Raw genomic sequence first — 20,533 nt, 5'->3', positions numbered from 1 at the left:
ATGTCACAACTATTAACCATTAATCAAATACCCTTCGTTAATCTTAAAAGTCAACACGCTGCCATCAAGTCTGAGTTACTAGCAGCAATGGGTGAAGTCCTTGATGATGGCAACTTTATTTTAGGCGAGCAAGTTGCAGAGTTTGAGCGTCAGTTTGCTCAATTGTGTGGCGTTCGTTATGCAGTTGGTGTTAATTCTGGGACAGATGCCTTAATTTTTGCACTCAAAGCACTTGGTATTCGTTCTGGTGATGAAGTTATTACTGTCCCTAATTCTTTCGTGGCTTCAGCTACCTGTATTCGCATACTTGGTGCTAAACCTGTATTCGTTGATGTGGGCGATGATTACAATATTGATCCAACTAAAATCGCCGCAGCTATTACTCCCAAAACAAAGGCAATTATCCCTGTACATCTGACGGGAAGACCTTGTAACATGAAACCAATTTTAGATATTGCCCAGGAAAATGGAATAGCTGTAGTGGAGGATGCCGCCCAATCTGTACTGGCTGAGTATCAAGGTCAACGAGTAGGTTCTTTGGGAATAGTGGGTTGTTTCAGTTTACACCCCCTGAAAAACTTAAATGCTTGTGGAGATGGAGGAGTAATAGTAACGGATGATTCCGAACTGTATGACCAGTTAAAAATTATGCGGAATATTGGTTTACGAACTCGTGATGACTGTGTGATGTGGTCTCATAATTCTCGCTTAGATACTCTACAAGCAGCTATTCTGTTAGTTAAGTTGCGTTACCTCCAGGAATGGACACAGCAACGTCAAGAAAATGCTCACTATTACCAAAGTCAACTTGCGGGTATTCCTCAAATCATAATGCCATGGGAACGAGAGTGGGAAAAATGCGTTTACCACACCTTTGTGATTCAAGCTGAACGGCGTGATCAATTGCGTCAATTTTTGAGCGATCGCGGTATCGGTACAGCAATTCATTATCCAGTGCCAATTCATCTATCTACAGCAGGTAAAGAATTAAGCTATCCAGCAGGGAGTTTTCCTGTCGCAGAAATGCAAGCAAGCCGCATCCTGAGTTTACCTATTTATCCAGGACTAACCGTTCAGGAACTTGAGCAAGTTTGTGAAAACATTAAGTTATTCTATCAATAAATAAGCCTCAAATTTTCTTCACTTTTGACTTGCTGTTGTGCATTTTGAATGCACGACAGCTTACCCTCTAAGCTATACACATCATTTCTAAAATCCAAAATCTAAAATATGCTAAAGTCTAACATTAATTCACTAAATATTGGCTGTGCTGCTTGGGGCTGGAGAGAAGTGGAAATACCTGAATATTTCCACTGGATAGCTAACCAAGGCATTCGTTCAGTAGAAGTGAATGCTCATCCCCAAGCACCCAAACATCTTTTACATGATGGTGATGATCAAGCAGTATCTAAAATTGCTGATTGGGCTAAAGAAGCAGGAGTAGATATTATTTGTATAGCAGGAAGAAATAATTTTACACTCTCAGATGCAAATGAGTTAGAAACAGAAATTAAAAGAGTAGAGCGTTTTGTTGATAGTGCTGAAAAATTAGGGGCAAAATTTGTCAGATTATTGTCTGGTGATCACAGAAATGATTATATTCTCCCAGATGTTTTTCCTCTGTTGCATTATGCCTTTAATAAAATCGGTGACTACGCCGAAGAACGAGGAATTCAAATAACGATTGAAAATCATGGTGGACCAACTGCAACCGGACAAAGAGTGGCCAGAATGATGGAAGGTATTAAAAGTCCTGCTGTTGGTATTAACTATGATCCCGCTAATTTTTTGAATCAGGGAACTGATCCTTTGATGGCACTCCGCTATATTCTTCCTTGGGTAAATTATAGTCATTGGAAAGATGTGCAATGGGTTAATGGTAGTCCTCAATTCTGTGCTTTTGGAGAGGGAGAAATTGTCTGGGAACCGATTATTAAAGAACTATTAAATGCAGGTTATCAGGGATATTGGGTGGTTGAATATGAAGAAACATCAGATGTTGAGCAGGGAACGAAAGAGAGTTTAAATAACTTGTCTCAAGTATTACAAAAATTTGCCGTTGTCTAAGTTTATTTCATTATTTTCATCAGGGGTTAGCAATTAAATGTCATTTTCTTTAGATGGTCATGTGGCCTTAGTTACAGGAAGTTCCGCTGGTTTAGGGAAAGCGATCGCTCTCAAATTGGGACAAGCAGGTGCTAAGGTAGCAATCAATTACAGCAATAACGAATCACGGGCTAAACAGGCTTTAGCTGAACTTGAACAACAAGGTTGTCAAGCTATTTTGGTTCGTGGGGATGTTACCCAAGAAGAAGATGTAGCAGCAATTTATGAAGCGATCGCCTCTCAACTGGGTGCAGTAGATATTTTGGTGTTAAATGCCACAGGAAACCAACCCCAGATCCCCTTTGAGGAATACACCTGGCAAGATTTCCAAACCATGCTGGATTTTTTTATCAAAAGTCCCTACTTATTAACTCGTATTTGTTTACCCTCCATGAAACAAAAACAATGGGGACGAATTATTAATATTAGTAGTGACGTTTGTTTCCGCTCAGTTAATAACTTCAGTGCTTACGTTACTGCCAAAAATGGACAACTGGGATTTACACGCAGCATGGCCACCGAATTAGCGCCTTTTGGTATTACAGTTAATGCAGTTGCTCCCGGTTGGATACCCGTAGAACGCCATGAAAACGTTCCTCAAGAAAAAAAAGACGCTTACCAAGTCAGAATTCCTATGCAGCAATGGGGTACTCCACAGGATATTACTGAAGCAGTGCTTTATTTCGCCAGTCATGAGTCCAGATTTGTTACAGGGCAATATTTATGTATTAACGGTGGCTTTACTCTTATGTAAATATGATTAAGACTGATTGAGTTATAAACAATTCAGCTTTTTCAGGATTACACAAAAAATACCAAAAATATGGCGTTTCATAATTGCGGAATGTGGGATGTAATATATCAAACATTCTGACTCATGACTCTTGATTATTTAATAAGTGTTTTTAATACAGATAATATTCCTTTAGCATATTCATTTTCTGCTATTTGAAAATGTAATTTCCTAGCTTCGCTGGTTGCATTTCCAACTAAATAACCATGTCTAACAGTTTGCAGCATTTCAATATCATTACCACTTTCACCAAAAGCTATGGAGTTTTGATAGCTTACATTTGTCTGCTGTAAAATAAAATTAACTATATGTTTTTTACCTGTCCCTGATGGGATAAAATCAACATCATAGCAATTGTTTGGATCTCCAGATAAAGGATTTGCTTGACTAATATTTACTTGAATACCAGCTTTTTTCACTAACTCTTTTATCTTCAAAATTGCCTGATTATCAATTAGATCATTTTGTTGATGGTAATAGTAATTCTTTAAAAAAGGACAATCTGCTATTTGAGGTTGTGGTGTCAAATGTATATTATCTAATTTTAAAAAACTAACTAAGTTATTAACTAAATTCTCAGAGAATCCAGTTTTCATGAGATTGTTTTCCCATATTTTATCTTTTTCAGCGTATTGGTTTTGATTGAAGTAGATTAGTTCAGTCCCTAAACTACTAGCAATAAAATGAGGTAATAATGTCAAACCACATTTATTTATTTTATCAAAAACTGAAGTTAAACTACTACCAGTAACCCAACCAAAAAAGATTTGTTTCTGATATGTTTCATTTAATAAATACTCCTCAAGTTCTTTGAGATCATTTTTATAATCTTCTCTATTTTGATGAGCAAGATAAGTTTCATCAAAATCTGTAAAAACAACGTATTTTGGTTCTGGGACAAAAGGTAACAGTTTTATATTATGTTTGTAATATTTCATATAATGCTTATATAGGACTCATATTTGATTTTTGAAAAACACCCGGTACACCTGAATCGCCTAGAATCCTTTTACCTCATGCCTTTTGCATCTTACCTACCTACGCAAATAATTTCAGGACTCAAATATTATTCCTATACATATTATTTTATTTTTTGTGAGATTCGGGCGAAAAGACTTTATATTTTACATCCTATTATAGCCCACATTCACTATAAACTTTCCTTTAGTCGTCTTGAGACGACTTTTGCTATTAGACATGGCTTCGCCACGCAAGCTATCAGAATTCATTCGGAGGCGGGTTAAATAAGAATGAAATAGTCCTGGGCAAACATGGGTTCTTGCGGCTAAACTCTTCTTTTCTTGATGCCCACATTTTGGACAAGTTTGAGATGGTTTTACCTGTTTCTGACCCATTTAGTTCTGTTGCTCAAAGTAAGAAACAGATTTACCAAACTTTTTAGATGAAGTAATGCGGTTGGATACAGCAGCGTTGTCCAAATCTTTGTGAAGTTGGCGGTGGTAGGACAACATTTCACTGACTTGTTTATTTGGATATAGTCGGAAAGTTGCTCTCCGTAATGCCATCATCAATCACCCCCTTGGTTTATCTATAGTATACTGCTATTATCTAATTCCATCACTGATATTCTCAATACAGACAAATGGTTGCTGAATCTGCTGACTTTGTCGAGAAATACATTGATAATTTGGCATAAATAAAATATAGTTGTCAAAAACTCAACTGTCCAAATAATTTCTTTCAACTTTGTTGAAAATTAATTATCCAGACGTTTCGTTTTTGACTTGCTTACATCCCCACCATATCAGTACATTGAGGGTGGGGATGTAAGCAAAACAGTTAAAACTAACATTGTCATTATCTCAAAGTCAGAAAAAAGCATAAGCCTATGGTTAAAGCGCAAATGGCGATATCTACGCTCGTCGCAGCCATCACCAAATTTATCTGGACAGATGATTTCTTATTTCCTGCGTCTATGTGGCTTGTGAGTCGCATATTTATTGGGACTGCTATGTTATTCATTGCCCCCAATTTACCAGCATTACAAGATGGGATTACGCCTCATTTTGGCTGGGGAATTTTTGATGCTTGGGATAGTGTCCATTATCGAGCAATTTCCACTGAAGGTTACGAATTTGTTGATGATGGCAAGCAACATAATTTGGCATTTTTCCCCCTATTTCCTGTCAGCATTTTTATCTTCATGAAATTCGGGTTTCCTTTTGAATTAGCTGGATTAATTATCAATAATTTAGCATTTCTAGGAACACTTTATTTTTTATATTCTTGGGTGAAAAAACAATGTGGTATCAGCGCAGCCCATTGGACAATTTCTGTCATGGCTTACTGTCCTATGTCTCTATTTACGGGGGTAATTTATACAGAAGGATTGTATTTGTTATTGAGTACAATGGCTTTACGTGCCTTTGATCAAAAACAATATGTTTGGACAGCAATTTGTGGGGCAATGGCCACAGCAACACGTCCCACAGGTATGGCATTAATTCCCGCATTTTTAATTACTGCTTGGAAACAAAATAAACCATTAACTGCCTATATTGCAGGTTTATTATCTGCCACAGGGTTGTTAATATTTAGTGTCTATTGTAAATTGAATTTTAATGATTTTTTAGCCTTTATTGCTGCACAAAAAGGATGGCGGCCTTCCTTAGGTTTTGATTGGGAAGGTTGGTTAAATATGTTTATGCAAATTCCCTTTGGCAACAATTGGTATTTTGGTTGGGTTGAGAATGATGAAGGCGGGATTAAAGACTTTTGGTATCCGCTATTTTTTGGTTTAATTGTAATTAGTTCTTCTTGTTTATTCTATTGGCGAAAATATTTCAATCCATTGATATTCTATGCTGGTTATGCGATAATCATATTATCATTAATAATTGCCGATCAGGGATTAATAAATAATTTAATGAATGTATCTATGATATTAGGTAGTACCTACCTTTTATGGTATTTCCGTCAGCAACTAACTCCAGTTATGGTAGTTTATGGTTTTTGTGGTATTGGTTTACTTTTAGCCTCTGGTGGCACAATTTCTTTAAGTCGTCTTGCTTATGGAATCGTTCCTCTGAGTGCAGCTATTGGTATCTGCTTATCTCGTTATCCGCGTCAAGCTTATTTAGTTATGGGTTTGTTTATCACCTTACTTGGTAAATTGGCAATAGGTTTTGCTCAAGAAATTTGGGTAGGATAGGAGGAAATATTTAAAGTGGAGAATATCAGGATGTAGAATTTTCGACTGCGGATTTTATATGAGGAAATTTAACTTTATTATATAAATCTTGTAAGGAAATCTCAAAAGATACCGTTTCCAAAGATATGTTTTCATCTTCTTCATCATACTCACGCAAATTCCATCTTTTTTTCCCAGTTTTGGAAAATTGTTCTCCATGAATTCGGTTTTGATCAATTAACAGATATTCTTGAAAAGTGGAAATTGTCCTGTACGCTGCAAATTTATCTTCTCTGTCATAACTTTTGGTAGATTTAGATAATACTTCTATAATTACCTGGGGATTTGTAATTGTATCTGTCCGATTATTGAAAAATTCTGGCTCATCTGCAATAATAATCACATCTGGATAAGTGTATATTAATCTTTGGGGTATCCATAGACGCATATCACTGTTGAAAACCTCATATTTGTCTTGTTGTTTAAAAGCAAAATTTAGTGCAGCAGAAAAATTACCTGTAATCCGGTTATGATTTATAGATGCACCAGCCATAGCAGTGATTTGTCCGTCAATGTATTCGCTTTTGTAGTCAGCAGTTGCTTCTAATTCCAGATATTCTTCTGGGGTGTAATATTGCTTTGCTATTAATTGCATATTTTTGATCAGAAAGCGATGTTTGTTAGTTTAACATATCAGTAATAATTATTGATTCAGTTTTTATCTATTAAGTTTCTAATACTTTTCATCTGTTGCATCAGAGATTCAACCAAAGTATGGTAAATTTTACTAGGTTAGTAAGATAATACGTAAAAATTAAATTATCAAGTTATATGGAAAGAAAAATAATGACTATAGGTTTATTCAGAAATATAAATTTTTATTGGGAAAAACTCACTCAAAACAGCATTTTTTTTAGTAATATTTTCACTACTTTATTTTTTCTAATTGGCTTACCTGCTATTCTTAATCATGCTATGTGGCGCGATGAATTAAATGTTTGGCTTATTGTTAGAGATAGTCAATCATTATCTGAATTATTTCATAACATTCATTATGAAGGACATCCTTTTGTTTGGTATATTTGTTTAAGTATTTTAAAACAAATCACAAGTAACCCTGTGATTATGCAAATATTTCATCTATGTTTAGCTACAGCATCTGTTTATTTATTTACCCGATATTCACCATTTAATTATTCACAAAAGTTGTTATTTTGTTTGGGATATATTCCTTTTTATGAATATTTATTAATTAGTAGAAATTATGCAATTGGGTTATTATTATGTTTTTTATTCTGTACTATCTATCCTACCCGAAAACAGAGTTATCTTAAACTTGCAATAATTTTATTTTTAATGGCTAATTCAAACGCTTATTGTTTATTATTAGCTTTTGCATTCAGCATAACTCTCGCATTAGAGTACATTTTACAAACACCTTTAAATCAAAACCTTTTAGCTAAGAAATATGATATTATTTTAAGTAGTTTAATTGTTTTAGCTGGAATTACTATCTCCTTGATTCAACTGATTCCTCCTCAAGATAGTAACTTAGCTGGAGGTTTATCAGGAGTTACATTAAACTTTGATTTTAACCACTTGACTAAAACTTTAGCCAGAATCTGGAATAGTTATATTATTATTCTAGTTCCAGGTGAATCTCAACAATTAAGCCTATTTTTCTTTTCCATTATTTCATTAGCATTTTTCGGATTTTTTACAATATCATTTATCAAAAAACCGATTATTCTTTTTCTATACTGCTTTGGAACAATTGAAATTCTTGTTTTCACATACATTAAATTTATAGGCGCTCCACGTCATTATGGACATTTATACATTTTACTGATTGTATGCCTTTGGCTTTCTAGTTATTATTCTAAAACATCTTTATTTTTACAATTATTTCCCCGCAGTTTGAAAACTCATATTATCCAAGCTATTAAATGGACAAAACCTTATTATTTACCTGTGATTATGTTCATTTTATATGTGCAAATGGCAGGAGGAATATTTGCTTTTAGTAGAGACATGATTATTCCTTTTTCATCTAGTAAGGAAACATCTGTATATATTAAAGAGCAATATAAAGATAATTTAAATGATATTTCTATTGTCGGTAGTAGAGATTATACAATGTCCCCCATTTCTGGTTATATTAATCGCAAGATTTATTATCCAGAAATACAAAAGATAAGTAGTTTTGTCTTATTTACTACTCAACGTCAAGAAGTTGATCATGGGGAAATTTTAAGCCAACTTAGCCAAATTATTAAAAAACAATCAAAACCTATCCTTTTGATTTTAAACAGCCCATTAAAAATTAATCATCCTGAATTAAAGATTTCTCCTATTAAGGAATTTAAAAAAGGCTTTAATTATGATGAGCAATATTATTTATATTCTGTTTCCAAACAATCATTATGAGAAAAAATTATAAGTTTCCCATTGCAATGTGGCTATCTAGCAGACTTCTAATATTAGTTGCTATGTTAATAATTGCTCCTTTAATTCCAGTTCCAGAAAATGGTATAGCTGTCACATTTAGTTGGGATGTTTTACACGCATGGGATAGTTCTTGGTATGAGAAAATTGTGACTTCTGGTTATGATTTTTCTAGTGATGTCAAGCAAATTCATACAGTAGCATTTTTTCCTTTATTTCCATTATTAACTCGTGCGGTAATGACTATTGGTTTACCTTTTAAAGTTGCCAGCACTTTGGTGAACAACATAGCATTTTTATCAGCCTTAATTGTACTTTATTTTTGGGTAGAGGAACTTTATGGTCAAAAACCAGCCAGATGGGCAACAGCGACCTTAGCATGGTGTCCTTATTCCCTCTATGGAACCGTAATTTACACTGAAGGGCTATTTTTATTGTGTACCATAGCCGCATTAAGAGCTTTTGAAAAAAAACAATATATTTGGGCAGCTTTTTGGGGTGTATTATCTACTGCCACACGAGTACCAGGAGTGGCACTAATACCAGCTTTTCTGTTTGTTTCTTGGAAAGAGAATAGAGACATAAAAGCCTATATTGCCAGTTTAACTACTGGTTTAGGTATTATTCTTTATAGTCTTTATTGTCAACTTAAATTTGGTGATGCTTTAGCTTTCATTCATGCACAAAAAGCATGGCGTGGTGATGCAACAGGTTTTGCTTTGCAGGGTTGGTGGAAAATGCTAATGCAAATTACGGTAGGTTTTACTAATTGGGAGTTTGGCTATATTAAAGAGCCTTTACATCCATTGTTATTCTTAATAATTATTATTTGTGGCTGTTTGTTATGGCACTTTCGCCTGAAACTAGGTAATAGGAAATTCCGTTATGGATTATATTTTTTATGGCTATTGCTTTGGTTATTAACTGGTGATGAAATATTTAAAATAATACTGGTTTTTGGTGGGATTTATTTACTATGGTTATCACGGAATAAAATTCCCCTGGTTACGGTTGTTTATGGGTTTTCTTCCTTGGCATTAATTTTAAATACGGGGATTACAGCATCTGCGGAACGCTACGCTTATGGTATTATATCGCTGTCAATAGCATTTGGTTTATTACTTGAACGTTATCCTCGTTGGGGATACCCAATTATGTACTTTTTTGCCATCTTGTTAGGACACTTCTCCGTGCGTTTTGCGCGGGATCTTTGGGTGGCTTAGAGTATCAACTAAAAACTTATTTTAATTAATGGTGAAACCAAAGTTTATTTATTTACAAAGCAGTAAAAAATATGGCTGCTTAGTAAAATTAATTCGTAGCAATCAAGTTAAAACCCTTGGCTTCCCCTATGATTTTACTCTGCTTTAAATTCATTTTCTGCAAATTCTCATTATCCACCAACAAATAAGATTTATGAACAAACTTATCCTGTAAATCGGCAATAGATGCAGGAATAATTTTACAATCACTATAAAAGTCTAAACTAGGACGACTATCAGGAAAAGAAGTATAAATCTGTGTTCCTGGTGGCACATTATCCTTAATTAATGTTGCCACTGGGACAACAGGGAATTTTTCATTTAACTCCCAAATCCATGATTGAGAACTCATCAATAGTGCGAAAACTAAATACATTCCCGTAAATAAAACAGAAATAAATTGCCGATTATGCTGATTAATTAACCATGATGTTATTACCATAGTTATTGCTAAAATAATACTCATAATAATTAACAATGGCTGTTTATCAAAAATACTAAAATAAACACAACCAGCTAAACCAACAATAATTAAAAATCCGAAAAATCCCGTCAAAAACTTACTTCTAAACTTCCCACCCTGCCAAATATAACTTAAATTAGCCCCAATTGCTAAAGCTAAAAATGGATATACGGGCATAATATACCAAGGTAATTTTGTACCCATTAAAGAAACTATCGCAAAATAAAAAATTGTGCCAATCAGAGTTAAACAACCCCAAGCAGTATCACGGTTTTTCCAACTTAAATATAAACCTCCTGGCAAAAACAATAACCAGGGAAAACCATATTTTATGACTTCAAGTAAATAATACCAAACCGGACCAGTATTCCCTTCCACAGCTTTTCCCAGTCTATCAAAAGCTTGAGATTGAAAATGCACTTCTAAGAAAATATTGCCATAATGTTGCCATTGGGCAAAATACCAAGCAATAGCAGGGAAATTCCCTAACAGCATTCCTATCCATAGAAATGGATTTTTTAATATAGCTAATTGTTTATTAGCAAGAATAAATAAACCTGCTATTCCTGCCAAAACTACCACCAACATTCCCTTAGTCAGTGTAATTAAACCCAAACAAAACCCGATACCAAGAGCATATTTTTTATCATGACGCGCTTTGAGAACACAAAATAACAATAATAAGAAAAAGGAAATAGTCATCCCATCTAACATTGCCAATCTACCATGACGAACCACAGGCAATAATGTTAAATAAACCAAAGCCGAAAATAAAGCTGGTAAATTTTCTCTAAAAGCTAAACGTCCAATTAAGTAAAGTAAAGGAACTCCTAAAGCTGTTAAAAATGCTCCCGGAAATCTAGTAGTAAATTCTTGCACTCCTCCTATGTGATAGCAAATAGCAATTAACCATTGCATCAAAGGTGGTTTTAATAGAAAAGGATCTCCTTGTATAGTAGGATAAAGCCAGTTACCAGTGTGGTAAATTTCTCTAGCGACTATAGCATAAGTGCCTTCATCCCAATCTCGTAAAGGTAAATTACCTAAACCTATCAGCCATAAAATTAAAGATGCCAAAAGTAAGCCGAAAAAGTATTCTTTTTGTGAGAATGAACGCATTATTATTAAATGTTAAATAAACTTAATTATTAATTATGATGATGAATCAGCCTATCTACTCCCTAATTATCCCCATTTATAACGAAGAAGAAAACATCAATGAGATGTATCGTAGGTTACATCATGTCATGGAACAGTTAGACGGAGATGTTGAACTAATTTTAATTGATGATGGTAGCCGCGATCGCTCTTTAAAGATGATGCGCGAATTACATCATCGTGATAATCGAGTCCATTACCTCAGTCTAGCCCGGAATTTTGGGCATCAAATCGCCGTTACCGCTGGTTTGAACTTTGTCCAAGGCAAATGTATCATTGTTATGGATGCCGATCTCCAAGATCCACCAGAACTAATTTTAACAATGATCGAAAAATGGCATCAAGAATACCAAGTAGTATATGCTCAAAGAATATCTCGTCAACAAGAAAGCCGACTAAAACGCTTGACAGCATATCTTTTTTATCGCATTCTTCGACGCTTGGCTAAAGTTGATATTCCTGTGGATACAGGAGATTTTTGCTTAATGGATAGACAAGTAGTAGATATATTGAATTCTATGCCTGAACGCAATCGCTACATTCGCGGTTTACGTGCTTGGGTAGGTTTTCGACAAACCTCTGTACTTTTTGAAAGAAACCCTCGCTTTGCAGGAGATGTAAAATATACCTTTGGTAAATCTTTATCTTTAGCAATTGATGGTATTATTTCTTTTTCCACAGTTCCTTTACGACTAGCAACCTACTTAGGGATTATCTCCGCTGCGATCGCTATGATTATGATAATATTAGTGCTTTATTGGCGAATCTTTGCCCCAGTATCTCACTTAATTGGTTACACATTAATTACAATTTCCATGTTTTTCTTAGGTTCAGTTCAATTAATTTGTATTGGGATTTTAGGTGAATACATTGGCCGAATATACGAAGAAGTAAAAGGTCGTCCTCTTTATACATTAAAGGAAACTGGAGGGTTTACAAAAACCTGAAATATAAAAATCTGGTTTGATTTTGAGGCAAAGGTATGGCAGCAAAGCATAATATTCAATCAATAAAGTTAAGGTAATATTCAGTGTCAATACCAGAATTTATTTTACTGTTAATCTCCGTCCTCATCAGTGTAGCAGGACAATTTTCTTTAAAAATGGGAGCAATCAAATTAGGTAAAGTGCATGGAGGGAATATTATTAGTCTCATTCTCAACATGATCACCATCCCGGAACTTTTATTAGGATTAACCTGTTATGGTATTGGTGCAGTAGCCTATATCTTACTACTAACCAGAGTCAATCTGAGTGTTGCTGCACCAGCCGTATCAGTTGGTTATATATTTTCTGTATTCCTGGGGTACTTTATTTTAAAAGAACCTATTTTTTTAACCCGTGTTTTTGGATTAGGTTTGATTGTCACTGGGGTGATATTAGTAGTTTGGAAAAAATAAACTCAAGACAAAATAAACTAACATTGAAAAGTTATCAATCGGTGATAAAAATATCTCCGCTCAAGGCTAGAATAGTAGCTAACGTAACTACCAAATATCATTCACCAATGAGAAACTATATTCAGTTAATTATCATCTAACTACTCATGGCATTGAGGAAAAAATAACTTTTTCTTTAATAGTAAATCATGCGTCCAAGCAACACAATATACGTGAATACCTAAATACATCCTCAATTTTTAGAAAAATGTGTTATAACCTACCGTCAGAGCCATCACTACCATCATTGGTTGCTCACCCCTTCAAGGAGTTACACTGTGGAAAATAATAAGTCATTTTTGGGAACGCAGGGAATATTAATTGGATTAATTGGACTAACTGGTACTTTAAGCATTGCTTTGATGATTCTATTCAAAGCGAAAATCTCTGATGCTCAAAACCAAAACGTCATTGTTAAAAATAAAGATATTGCTGCTAATGTCAAAACTCAGCAGCGGTTAGAGGAATTTAAAACAGAAATGCTCACCAGTTGGCAACAAGAAGCACAAGCCAAAGGGTTTGCTACTGATGTACCATCTAACTTCCAAGGGATTGTGATTAGCGAAGCTAAACTTCCTCCAGGAAAAAAAGTTATTGCCTTAACGTTTGATGATGGCCCTTGGCCTAATAGTACGGCAAAAGTATTAGATATTCTCAAAAAAAATAAGATCAAAGGCACATTCTTTGTTGTTGGCCAAAATGTCAAAACTTATCCTGACTTAACAAAACGGGTAGTTGCAGAAGGTCATATTATCGCTAACCATACCTGGCATCATTGGTATCATCACATGAATGCCCAGGCAGCGGCTTACGAAGTTGCTAATACAGGAGACATCATTTATCAAACTACAGGGGTGAAAACCAGACTGTTCCGGCCACCAGGAGGGATTATGAGTAATGGGGTGGCAGCTTACGCCAAAAGTAATAAATATGCCATTATTATGTGGTCTGCTGATTCCATGGACTATGCTCGTCCTGGTATACCAAGATTAATTAACAATATATTTAGGGAAGCTAAACCTGGTGGAATTGTGTTAATGCACGATGGGGGTGGTAATCGCTCTCATACTGTCACAGCCTTACCTGAAATCATTAGCAAGTTCCGTAAACAGGGTTATGAATTTGTCACTGTTCCCGAACTGTTAGAAATGCAAGATCAATATCCACAGTTAATTGCCCACAATAAAACAAAATCTCAAAAACCTCAAAAACCTAAGAAGCCTTAAATAAATAATGTCAGAATCAGGATACCCAGGATTAAAGGATGAACAGGATGAATAAGCTGTTGGACATTTAGATTGTATATTGCTCACAACTAAAACTCTTGTGGAACAGGCATCCTGCCTGTTTTAATTATGCAAATTAAATGTTTCTCAGCTTATACCAATTCTGGATAAAGATGCACATAATCGTAATTAAATCCTGTAAATCCTTAAATCCTGGACATCCTGATTCAGACAAAAAAGATGAAAGGATAAACAGGATAAATACAGATAAAGTAGACATCTCCAAATACGCAACGAGTGGGGATGTTGTGACGTTTTATCAAGGAATTAAGGGGTTCACTAATTCTGAAGCTTATTCCAGTGGGTATTATTTGGAGTTGATGGCTAAAAAACGAGATGAGTTACTTTCGGTTGTTGAGCCTCAAGGTGATGTGGGAAAGCAGTTGAGTCTGTTTTGAATAAGGGATTATACTAATGATGAGAGCGATCGTCTTTCCTGAGTAAGCCTGAGTGATGAGTGAATGGCTAAAAACAAGGTTAGAATCACGGATTTTATAGATTAAAGGATTTCACAGATTTTGGTTATCTTAGCAAATCAAAAAAATCCGTGTAATCAGCGTAATCCATATAATCCGTGATTCAGACTTTTTAATTTGCTAATTTTATAATCAACTCAAACTCAGCTTTAGTTAATGGCATTACTGAGAGTCTTGGCTGTTTGAGTAAGCCAATATTTGCTAATTCTGGAGTTTCTTTGATCTGGCTTAATATTACTGGTTTCTCAAAGGTTTGCACTGGCTCAAAGGTGACGCTTAACCATATTATTATATATTTTAATAAACGATCTGAATCACGGATTAAGTGGCGATCGCATCGCATCCATGATATCTTTTCCATACACTGTATATGAATCACTGGAGTCTATCATATAGCTTTTTAACAACTGCGATCGCATACTGAACTTCTCGGCGGTATGTTGGCACAGGACGAGAGTGGCTAAGAGGGTTTAGGATTCTTCGATTTGCTTTTTCAACATGACTTATTGTTTTTGAATCTAGGTAGTCTTCTTTATCTCCAGTTCTCTTATTTATTACTTTTTGGTGTCCTGATATATAGCTTTTCACAGCATTCCATAATTGATCAGCCTTTAAGTCTTTAGGTTTAGAAACATAGGGGACAGGAACATTATGTTTAGCACAAAAGAATTTTAAAATTGCTTCATAGGCACTACGAGTATATACGGCTGCGGCTTTGTAATCGTTCGCTGCATAATACTCCTCAGCGCGTTTGATATATTCATCTCTACCTTTTCCTCTCTCGGCAAAAATTGGTAATTCTAATTCTGCATCATCAGCACAGTAAAATTCAAAAGCTTTCCACTTGGCTTTGTTTGGTTCAACAAAATGCTCACACAAAGTTTCAAACCACTCTATTCATGTAGATTAATCGGATGAACTTTATTGAAACCACGAAAATTCTTAATTTTAATTTCTTTGATTCTCATAATTTACCCTCAATGATACGAACAACGGGAATGGTATTTAGTAAAAATAGGTTATGCCGTATTGGATGCTCCTTGTCAAATAGTTGACCAAATATTTGCCGCAGTTTTTCTATTTTGTCGCCTGGAATTGTTTCTAAGGTGGGTAGATTTTCTGATAAGATATAACGCATGAAATATTTATCATGTGTGTGTAGTTCTTCAGGTAAATATAGCTCCATCACTAGAGCATCAATGATTTCCTCGAAGTACCTATTCATACGCTTATCGGTGACGGATTGATCTAAAGTTGTGGGATGATTAGAAATGTCTTTGAGGGCGGCGGTGAGGTGGAGAACATAGCTTACAAGGGTTTCTATTGCTTTTTGTTCTGCTGCGGTGGCGGTGGGGATGGGGATTTGAGAAACATAGATAGATTTGAATCGTCTAAAATTTCCTCGAATAGCAGGACAAATTTGACTAATAAAAAATTGAATAATACTTGAATTAAGAAATCCTAATAAATATTCTGATTCTGATGGAATACAAAAGAGGGTACAGTCAGGAAAAATAGAATTATTATCAAATGCAAACTCACAGCTAGATGCAATATCAGGATAAACAATTTTTCTATATTCAAAACGATTTACTTCAGCAGGAGAAGCTTGTAATTCAAACCATTTATAATCTCCAGCCCTCATCTCAAGTTTATCTTTGTATTGACTAAGATGATTTTCAATTGCAGGATATTTTTCGATATTTAATCCTTTTTTTGTGAAAATCAAATATAAATCTTGATAATCAACACACCATCTTTTAACATCACGACCTCGTAAAAAAGGCTTAATTACTTCCGCAGATGATGGATGTTCAGCAATTAATTTATCTCTTGTTTCTCGATCAATTACAAAAGCCTCATTAAAACCTGTCTTAATCCCATAATAAAATTTACCGTTGACATATTCACCCAAAGGCTTACCAGCATTTCTTAACTTTGCTAATAAATCTAAAACCTGTGTATTTTCCAACCTCCAACCATCAGCTTTAAGTGCAGATTGTGGCATCAAGAAATTTTGAGCATTAAACACCGTTGGAAACTCATTTAATGCTTCTGTTTGTTGCCAAGAAAGTGCTTTAAACTGTGCATCTTTACTAGCTTTTTCCTTGCTAAATAAAATAATACTGGGATAAGCAATAGCTGTAAAAACATCCGTATCACCAAAATCAATAAGCTGCTGAATGGTTGTATTTTTACCAAGAAAATCGCGCAACTTTTCGCCATAACCCGAACGAAAATATTTATTTGAGCAGATATAACTCAATACACCGCCAGTTTTTAACAAATAATAACCACGTTCAAAGAAATAAACAAACAAGTCAGCAACACCTGTAAAACATTGAAAATTTTGCTTAAATAGAGGTTTTAACTCTTTAATTTGTTCTTGTCTTACATAAGGCGGATTACCAATACAAATATCAAAACCGTCTTTAATCCCAAACATCCACTCAGGATCAAAAAAGTCTGCGGAAGCATTTTGATCATAAGGTTTCCATGATTGCAACGATTCCACATTTGGCGACTTATTGCGCCGCAAAATCTCACCAATTTCCTGAGATAAACGCTCATCTTCCTGGCGTTTCTTCCGCTTTGTTTCCAAACTTTTAGCAAAGAAATGATCCCGTCGTAACCGTTCCAATCGCCTTTGTTTTGCTTGAATTTCTTGAGTATCAAAAATTGATAATTGTTGTACTTTGGTAACTCCAATTAATGAATTTGCGGCTACAAATTTCGTTTCTAAGTTCGGTAAAGGTAAAATTCCTCGATTTGTTTCATCTTGATCTTCTTCTTGATCAATAATCAAAGAGATAAAAAATCTTAACTTAGCAATTTGCACAGCAATGGCTTGAATATCTACCCCATAAATACAATTTTGAATCAAAAATAACTTGCGTCCATAGTCTAAACCATTACGCGCAAATGCCCGTTCTAAATTCTCTTTTTGTGCTTCCAGATTAGCTAATGTATCTGTCCGTGTTTTTTCATCCTCAATATCTTCTGCATCAATAATTAATTGATTAAGTCGATCAATTTGTCTCTGTTTCCAATTTAGATTACGCGGATCGAGTTTTGCTAAAATATGTACCATTTTCTGCAAAATTCCCATCGGAAAAGCTCCCGAACCACAAGCAGGATCAAGAATTTTGCAATTATCAATGGACTCAATTAAACGCTCCACTTCTGATTCTGTAAACTGGTGTGGCTCATCGGTATAAGAAAGTAAATGGCGAAGTTTGGCCTCATCCCCCCTGCCCCCTTCTCCCTGGGGAGAAGGGGGGGTAAGAGTCTTGCTCCCCTCTCCCATCTTGCTCCCCTCTCCCCCAGGGAGAGGGGCTGGGGGTGAGGGCAAAATCTCAGCAATTCTCAGTAAAACTCTCTCTAAATCATCAAAAACTTCCTGATTACGAAAACGTAAAACTGTAATTCCCTGCGATCGCATCCAAGCATCTCTTTCTTGATCTTGCTCAACTTGTGAGTTATGAACACTTCCGTCTAGTTCAATGACTAATTTGGCACTGTGACAGTAAAAATCAGCAATAAATCGCCCAATATTGTGTTGACGACGAAATTTTGCATCACAAAGACGGCGATCGCGTAAACATTCCCAAAGCACTTGTTCCGCAGGGGTTTGGGTTTGCCTTAGCTCTCTTGCTCTGATCAACAATGTTTTAGGAATTAACCGTAACTTACCAGTAATGCGATCGCCCTCATCCCCCCTGCCCCCTTCTCCCTGGGGAGAAGGGGGAGTAAGAATCTTGCTCCCCTCTCCCCTAGGGAGAGGGGCTGGGGGTGAGGGCAAACAACTCTTAAAATAAGCAATTAAACTTTCATCCACCATGTAATTAACAATCTCACGGGGCGTATAAAAAGAACCTGTTTGTTTTCTAGCTGTTGTTTGTGTCTCAGGATTATAAGCCGCTAAAAGATTCTCAAATACTTGTCCTAATAATTCAGGATCAAGCGCCACATCTTCCTCAAAGGGCGTATTTTCAGCAATAGTAAACTTATAGCTTTTAAATATTTCTAATAAACCCCGTACTCGATATTTCTTGCGACTTGTACCAAAATCGGCATTAAGATCCACATCTTGAAAATCACCAAAAAATAATTCATTTGGCACAGATAACACATTAGAAGAATGATTACTAAACCCATCAATTCTTTTTGCTGTGTCAGGTTTATCCTTTTGTGCAGGAACATCTAAACATTCAAATAAACCACCATTTAAAAAGGGAATATCTGCAAAATAACGATCAATTACCCCATCAGGATCTTGAAAATAATCCTTGTAGCGAAATACATTATGTACCATGTGCTGGGAATTACGACCGCCGGAACTCTCTTTAATAAATTCGCGTTTACCTTCAGTATTCAATGTGGCAAAAAACAAGTTTTGTAAAATGGCTTTGTAATAGGTACTTTCCTGGGGTTCTACACTTTTGAGAATAGATTGAATATCAATTTGATTAAATAATTGATTAGGAACTAAACCTTTTTCTTTCAGAAACCAAACAAACATTAACCGGGTAATTAACCTAATTAAACTTTCTTGATTATTCTTAGCATCTTTGGGAAAAACCACTTGTTTACAAGCGTAAAAATACCAGGCTGAAACCTCCTGATAAAATTGTTTATTTAGCAAACTAACATCAAGAACCTTTTGCCAATATTGATATAATTTAGCAAAAGAATCTACCCGATCTTTACCTGTTTTGGGAATTGCTAACTCTGCTAAAATACGTTGATGTCCTGAATGTGGTTGTTGAATATCAATATCTCTTAATAAAGTTACTTTACCCGCTTTTTCACCTTCACGATTATCCTTATATTTTAATCTTTCAGTATTAGCAAATGCTAGATAATCGCCATACTTAAAAATAATCACTACAGGAGTATAACAAAACTCCCGATTAAAAGCCCGTGATATTTCTGCTAATTGCGACCGCGTTGGTAATTGTCCATGATCACGATTACTTAAAGTTACCCCAAAAATCAAAATTCCATCATAATCTGATTTAATTTGATCAATCTCTAAACCTTGCTTTTTACTAAAAGCTGCATCATCAACTAACCCAACAAAATAAACATCATTAATTAACCTAAAAGAATCATTATCCTTATAGGTATTCTGTAATATTTCCTTTGCCGAAGTTGGCTTATCATCTATATAATTAATAGGTACATTTAGCCCACTAAAAAAAGTCTTTAAAGCGGGTAAAAAATCCATTTCATTAAAAATAGTTAGTTTCATAGTTAACTCCATAATTAGTTAATCCGTGCAATCTGTGTAATCCATTTAATCCGTGATCAAATTCATTATTTATAGATTCTGGAAGGATTTGAGAATTTGCAGCACGCGATAGAGTTCATTACTCGATCGCTTAAAAAGTGAAAAATCATCAGAAAGATCGTATTGAGATTGTTGCAGCTTAACAAACATAAAATGATCGCCGTTGGTAACGAGTCCATAAGTTGGTTTATCACCATTTGGGCTTGCTGTCATGTAGGTAAGAGCTTGTGGTACTGCCACTAAAAATGAAAAACTAGAACGCTTTGCTTCCACTAAAACTATCCATAAGTTGTTATTTAAAACTAAAGCATCAATTCTTCCGTGATAAGTAACACTACCATCATAATCGCTAATCTCAACTGACTGTTCACTTCGCAAACTAAAAGGTGATTCCAGAAAACCTGCCAAAAATAGTAATGGTGAAACCATCAATAAATTTACCGTTCCCTCAGACAAAAAGCCTTGATTAATATGATATATATAAGACCTTTTGATCCGATCTAGAGTTGTTTTTTCGGTATCTTCTAATTCTTCAAAATCTCTACACCATTCCATGAAAAAGTCTGGATCATGCGATCGCCTTAGTCCTAACTTTGTCTCTACATCATAAAGTGATTGAATATTTTCTGTAACTGCAATAGTCATAGTTATTTACTCCCAAA

General features: G+C 35.1%; 19 protein-coding genes. 10 read left to right on the top strand and 9 right to left on the bottom strand.

The window, feature by feature from the left end; translation table 11 throughout:
- The 3 genes from HGD76_RS03935 to HGD76_RS03925 all read left to right on the top strand — a co-directional run bounded on the left by HGD76_RS03935 (nt 1) and on the right by HGD76_RS03925 (nt 2,860).
- Nucleotides 1-1,122, top strand: a complete 1,122-nt coding sequence (locus HGD76_RS03935; protein WP_015078120.1) for a DegT/DnrJ/EryC1/StrS family aminotransferase — start codon at nt 1-3, stop codon at nt 1,120-1,122.
- A 108-nt stretch (nt 1,123-1,230) separates the two neighbouring features.
- Nucleotides 1,231-2,067, top strand: coding sequence for a sugar phosphate isomerase/epimerase family protein (locus tag HGD76_RS03930; RefSeq protein WP_053539650.1), 837 nt, complete (start codon nt 1,231-1,233; stop codon nt 2,065-2,067).
- Between the two features lie 37 nt (nt 2,068-2,104).
- Entirely contained in the window at nt 2,105-2,860 is a 756-nt protein-coding gene (locus HGD76_RS03925) for an SDR family NAD(P)-dependent oxidoreductase (RefSeq protein ID WP_015078118.1), read from the top strand.
- Nucleotides 2,861-2,994: 134 nt separating this feature from the next.
- On the opposite strand, the gene HGD76_RS03920 is transcribed toward HGD76_RS03925, so the two are convergent.
- The 3 genes from HGD76_RS03920 to HGD76_RS03910 all read right to left on the bottom strand — a co-directional run bounded on the left by HGD76_RS03920 (nt 2,995) and on the right by HGD76_RS03910 (nt 4,428).
- Nucleotides 2,995-3,837 carry an HAD-IIB family hydrolase gene (locus tag HGD76_RS03920; protein WP_168695023.1) on the bottom strand — a complete coding sequence of 281 codons (843 nt, stop codon included), beginning with the start codon at nt 3,835-3,837 and terminating at the stop codon, nt 2,995-2,997.
- Between the two features lie 186 nt (nt 3,838-4,023).
- Complete coding sequence (locus tag HGD76_RS03915) at nt 4,024-4,254, bottom strand: hypothetical protein (RefSeq protein ID WP_041457489.1); 231 nt, start codon at nt 4,252-4,254, stop codon at nt 4,024-4,026.
- Nucleotides 4,255-4,428 (bottom strand): hypothetical protein, encoded by a 174-nt coding sequence (locus tag HGD76_RS03910; RefSeq protein WP_233467033.1) that lies wholly within the window; start codon nt 4,426-4,428, stop codon nt 4,255-4,257.
- A 320-nt stretch (nt 4,429-4,748) separates the two neighbouring features.
- Here HGD76_RS03910 and HGD76_RS03905 point away from each other — a divergent pair, with 320 nt between their 5' ends.
- The gene (locus HGD76_RS03905; RefSeq protein WP_210967718.1) at nt 4,749-6,071 is read left to right on the top strand and encodes a putative hexosyltransferase; all 1,323 of its coding nucleotides are present in this window, start codon (nt 4,749-4,751) and stop codon (nt 6,069-6,071) included.
- A gap of 25 nt (nt 6,072-6,096) precedes the next feature.
- On the opposite strand, the gene HGD76_RS03900 is transcribed toward HGD76_RS03905, so the two are convergent.
- Nucleotides 6,097-6,705, bottom strand: a complete 609-nt coding sequence (locus HGD76_RS03900) for a Uma2 family endonuclease (protein ID WP_148763549.1) — start codon at nt 6,703-6,705, stop codon at nt 6,097-6,099.
- 191 nt (nt 6,706-6,896) lie between these two features.
- Between HGD76_RS03900 and HGD76_RS03895 the strand changes: the two genes are divergently transcribed.
- Nucleotides 6,897-8,477 carry a hypothetical protein gene (locus HGD76_RS03895; RefSeq protein WP_233467032.1) on the top strand — a complete coding sequence of 527 codons (1,581 nt, stop codon included), beginning with the start codon at nt 6,897-6,899 and terminating at the stop codon, nt 8,475-8,477.
- Nucleotides 8,474-9,718: a putative hexosyltransferase gene (locus HGD76_RS03890; RefSeq protein WP_148763551.1), complete on the top strand. Its 1,245-nt coding sequence runs from the start codon at nt 8,474-8,476 to the stop codon at nt 9,716-9,718. The genes HGD76_RS03895 and HGD76_RS03890 overlap by 4 nt, the downstream gene beginning before the upstream one ends.
- 88 nt (nt 9,719-9,806) lie before the next feature.
- On the opposite strand, the gene HGD76_RS03885 is transcribed toward HGD76_RS03890, so the two are convergent.
- The gene (locus tag HGD76_RS03885) at nt 9,807-11,339 is read right to left on the bottom strand and encodes an ArnT family glycosyltransferase (protein ID WP_168695022.1); all 1,533 of its coding nucleotides are present in this window, start codon (nt 11,337-11,339) and stop codon (nt 9,807-9,809) included.
- Between the two features lie 41 nt (nt 11,340-11,380).
- Between HGD76_RS03885 and HGD76_RS03880 the strand changes: the two genes are divergently transcribed.
- From HGD76_RS03880 to HGD76_RS03865, 4 genes are all read left to right on the top strand, one after another.
- On the top strand, nt 11,381-12,325 hold the full coding sequence (locus HGD76_RS03880) for a glycosyltransferase family 2 protein (protein WP_168697358.1): 945 nt from the start codon (nt 11,381-11,383) through the stop codon (nt 12,323-12,325).
- 83 nt (nt 12,326-12,408) lie between these two features.
- Nucleotides 12,409-12,777, top strand: a complete 369-nt coding sequence (locus HGD76_RS03875; protein WP_168695021.1) for an EamA family transporter — start codon at nt 12,409-12,411, stop codon at nt 12,775-12,777.
- Between the two features lie 317 nt (nt 12,778-13,094).
- Nucleotides 13,095-14,042: a polysaccharide deacetylase family protein gene (locus HGD76_RS03870; protein ID WP_168695020.1), complete on the top strand. Its 948-nt coding sequence runs from the start codon at nt 13,095-13,097 to the stop codon at nt 14,040-14,042.
- Nucleotides 14,043-14,215: 173 nt separating this feature from the next.
- Nucleotides 14,216-14,500 carry a hypothetical protein gene (locus tag HGD76_RS03865; RefSeq protein ID WP_168694529.1) on the top strand — a complete coding sequence of 95 codons (285 nt, stop codon included), beginning with the start codon at nt 14,216-14,218 and terminating at the stop codon, nt 14,498-14,500.
- A 190-nt stretch (nt 14,501-14,690) separates the two neighbouring features.
- Here HGD76_RS03865 and HGD76_RS03860 read toward each other — a convergent pair whose 3' ends face one another.
- From HGD76_RS03860 to HGD76_RS03845, 4 genes are all read right to left on the bottom strand, one after another.
- Nucleotides 14,691-14,939: an EVE domain-containing protein gene (locus tag HGD76_RS03860; protein WP_168695019.1), complete on the bottom strand. Its 249-nt coding sequence runs from the start codon at nt 14,937-14,939 to the stop codon at nt 14,691-14,693.
- A gap of 14 nt (nt 14,940-14,953) precedes the next feature.
- Nucleotides 14,954-15,457 carry a hypothetical protein gene (locus HGD76_RS03855; protein ID WP_168695018.1) on the bottom strand — a complete coding sequence of 168 codons (504 nt, stop codon included), beginning with the start codon at nt 15,455-15,457 and terminating at the stop codon, nt 14,954-14,956.
- 85 nt (nt 15,458-15,542) lie between these two features.
- Complete coding sequence (locus HGD76_RS03850) at nt 15,543-19,832, bottom strand: Eco57I restriction-modification methylase domain-containing protein (protein ID WP_168695017.1); 4,290 nt, start codon at nt 19,830-19,832, stop codon at nt 15,543-15,545.
- 69 nt (nt 19,833-19,901) lie between these two features.
- On the bottom strand, nt 19,902-20,516 hold the full coding sequence (locus HGD76_RS03845) for a type I restriction endonuclease (RefSeq protein ID WP_233467031.1): 615 nt from the start codon (nt 20,514-20,516) through the stop codon (nt 19,902-19,904).
- Nucleotides 20,517-20,533: the final 17 nt, after the last annotated feature.

Source organism: Dolichospermum flos-aquae CCAP 1403/13F (genome assembly GCF_012516395.1).
Lineage (GTDB): Bacteria > Cyanobacteriota > Cyanobacteriia > Cyanobacteriales > Nostocaceae > Dolichospermum > Dolichospermum lemmermannii.
The sequence above is the reverse complement of the archived record's forward strand: the minus strand, read 5'-3'. Positions and strand labels throughout refer to the sequence as shown.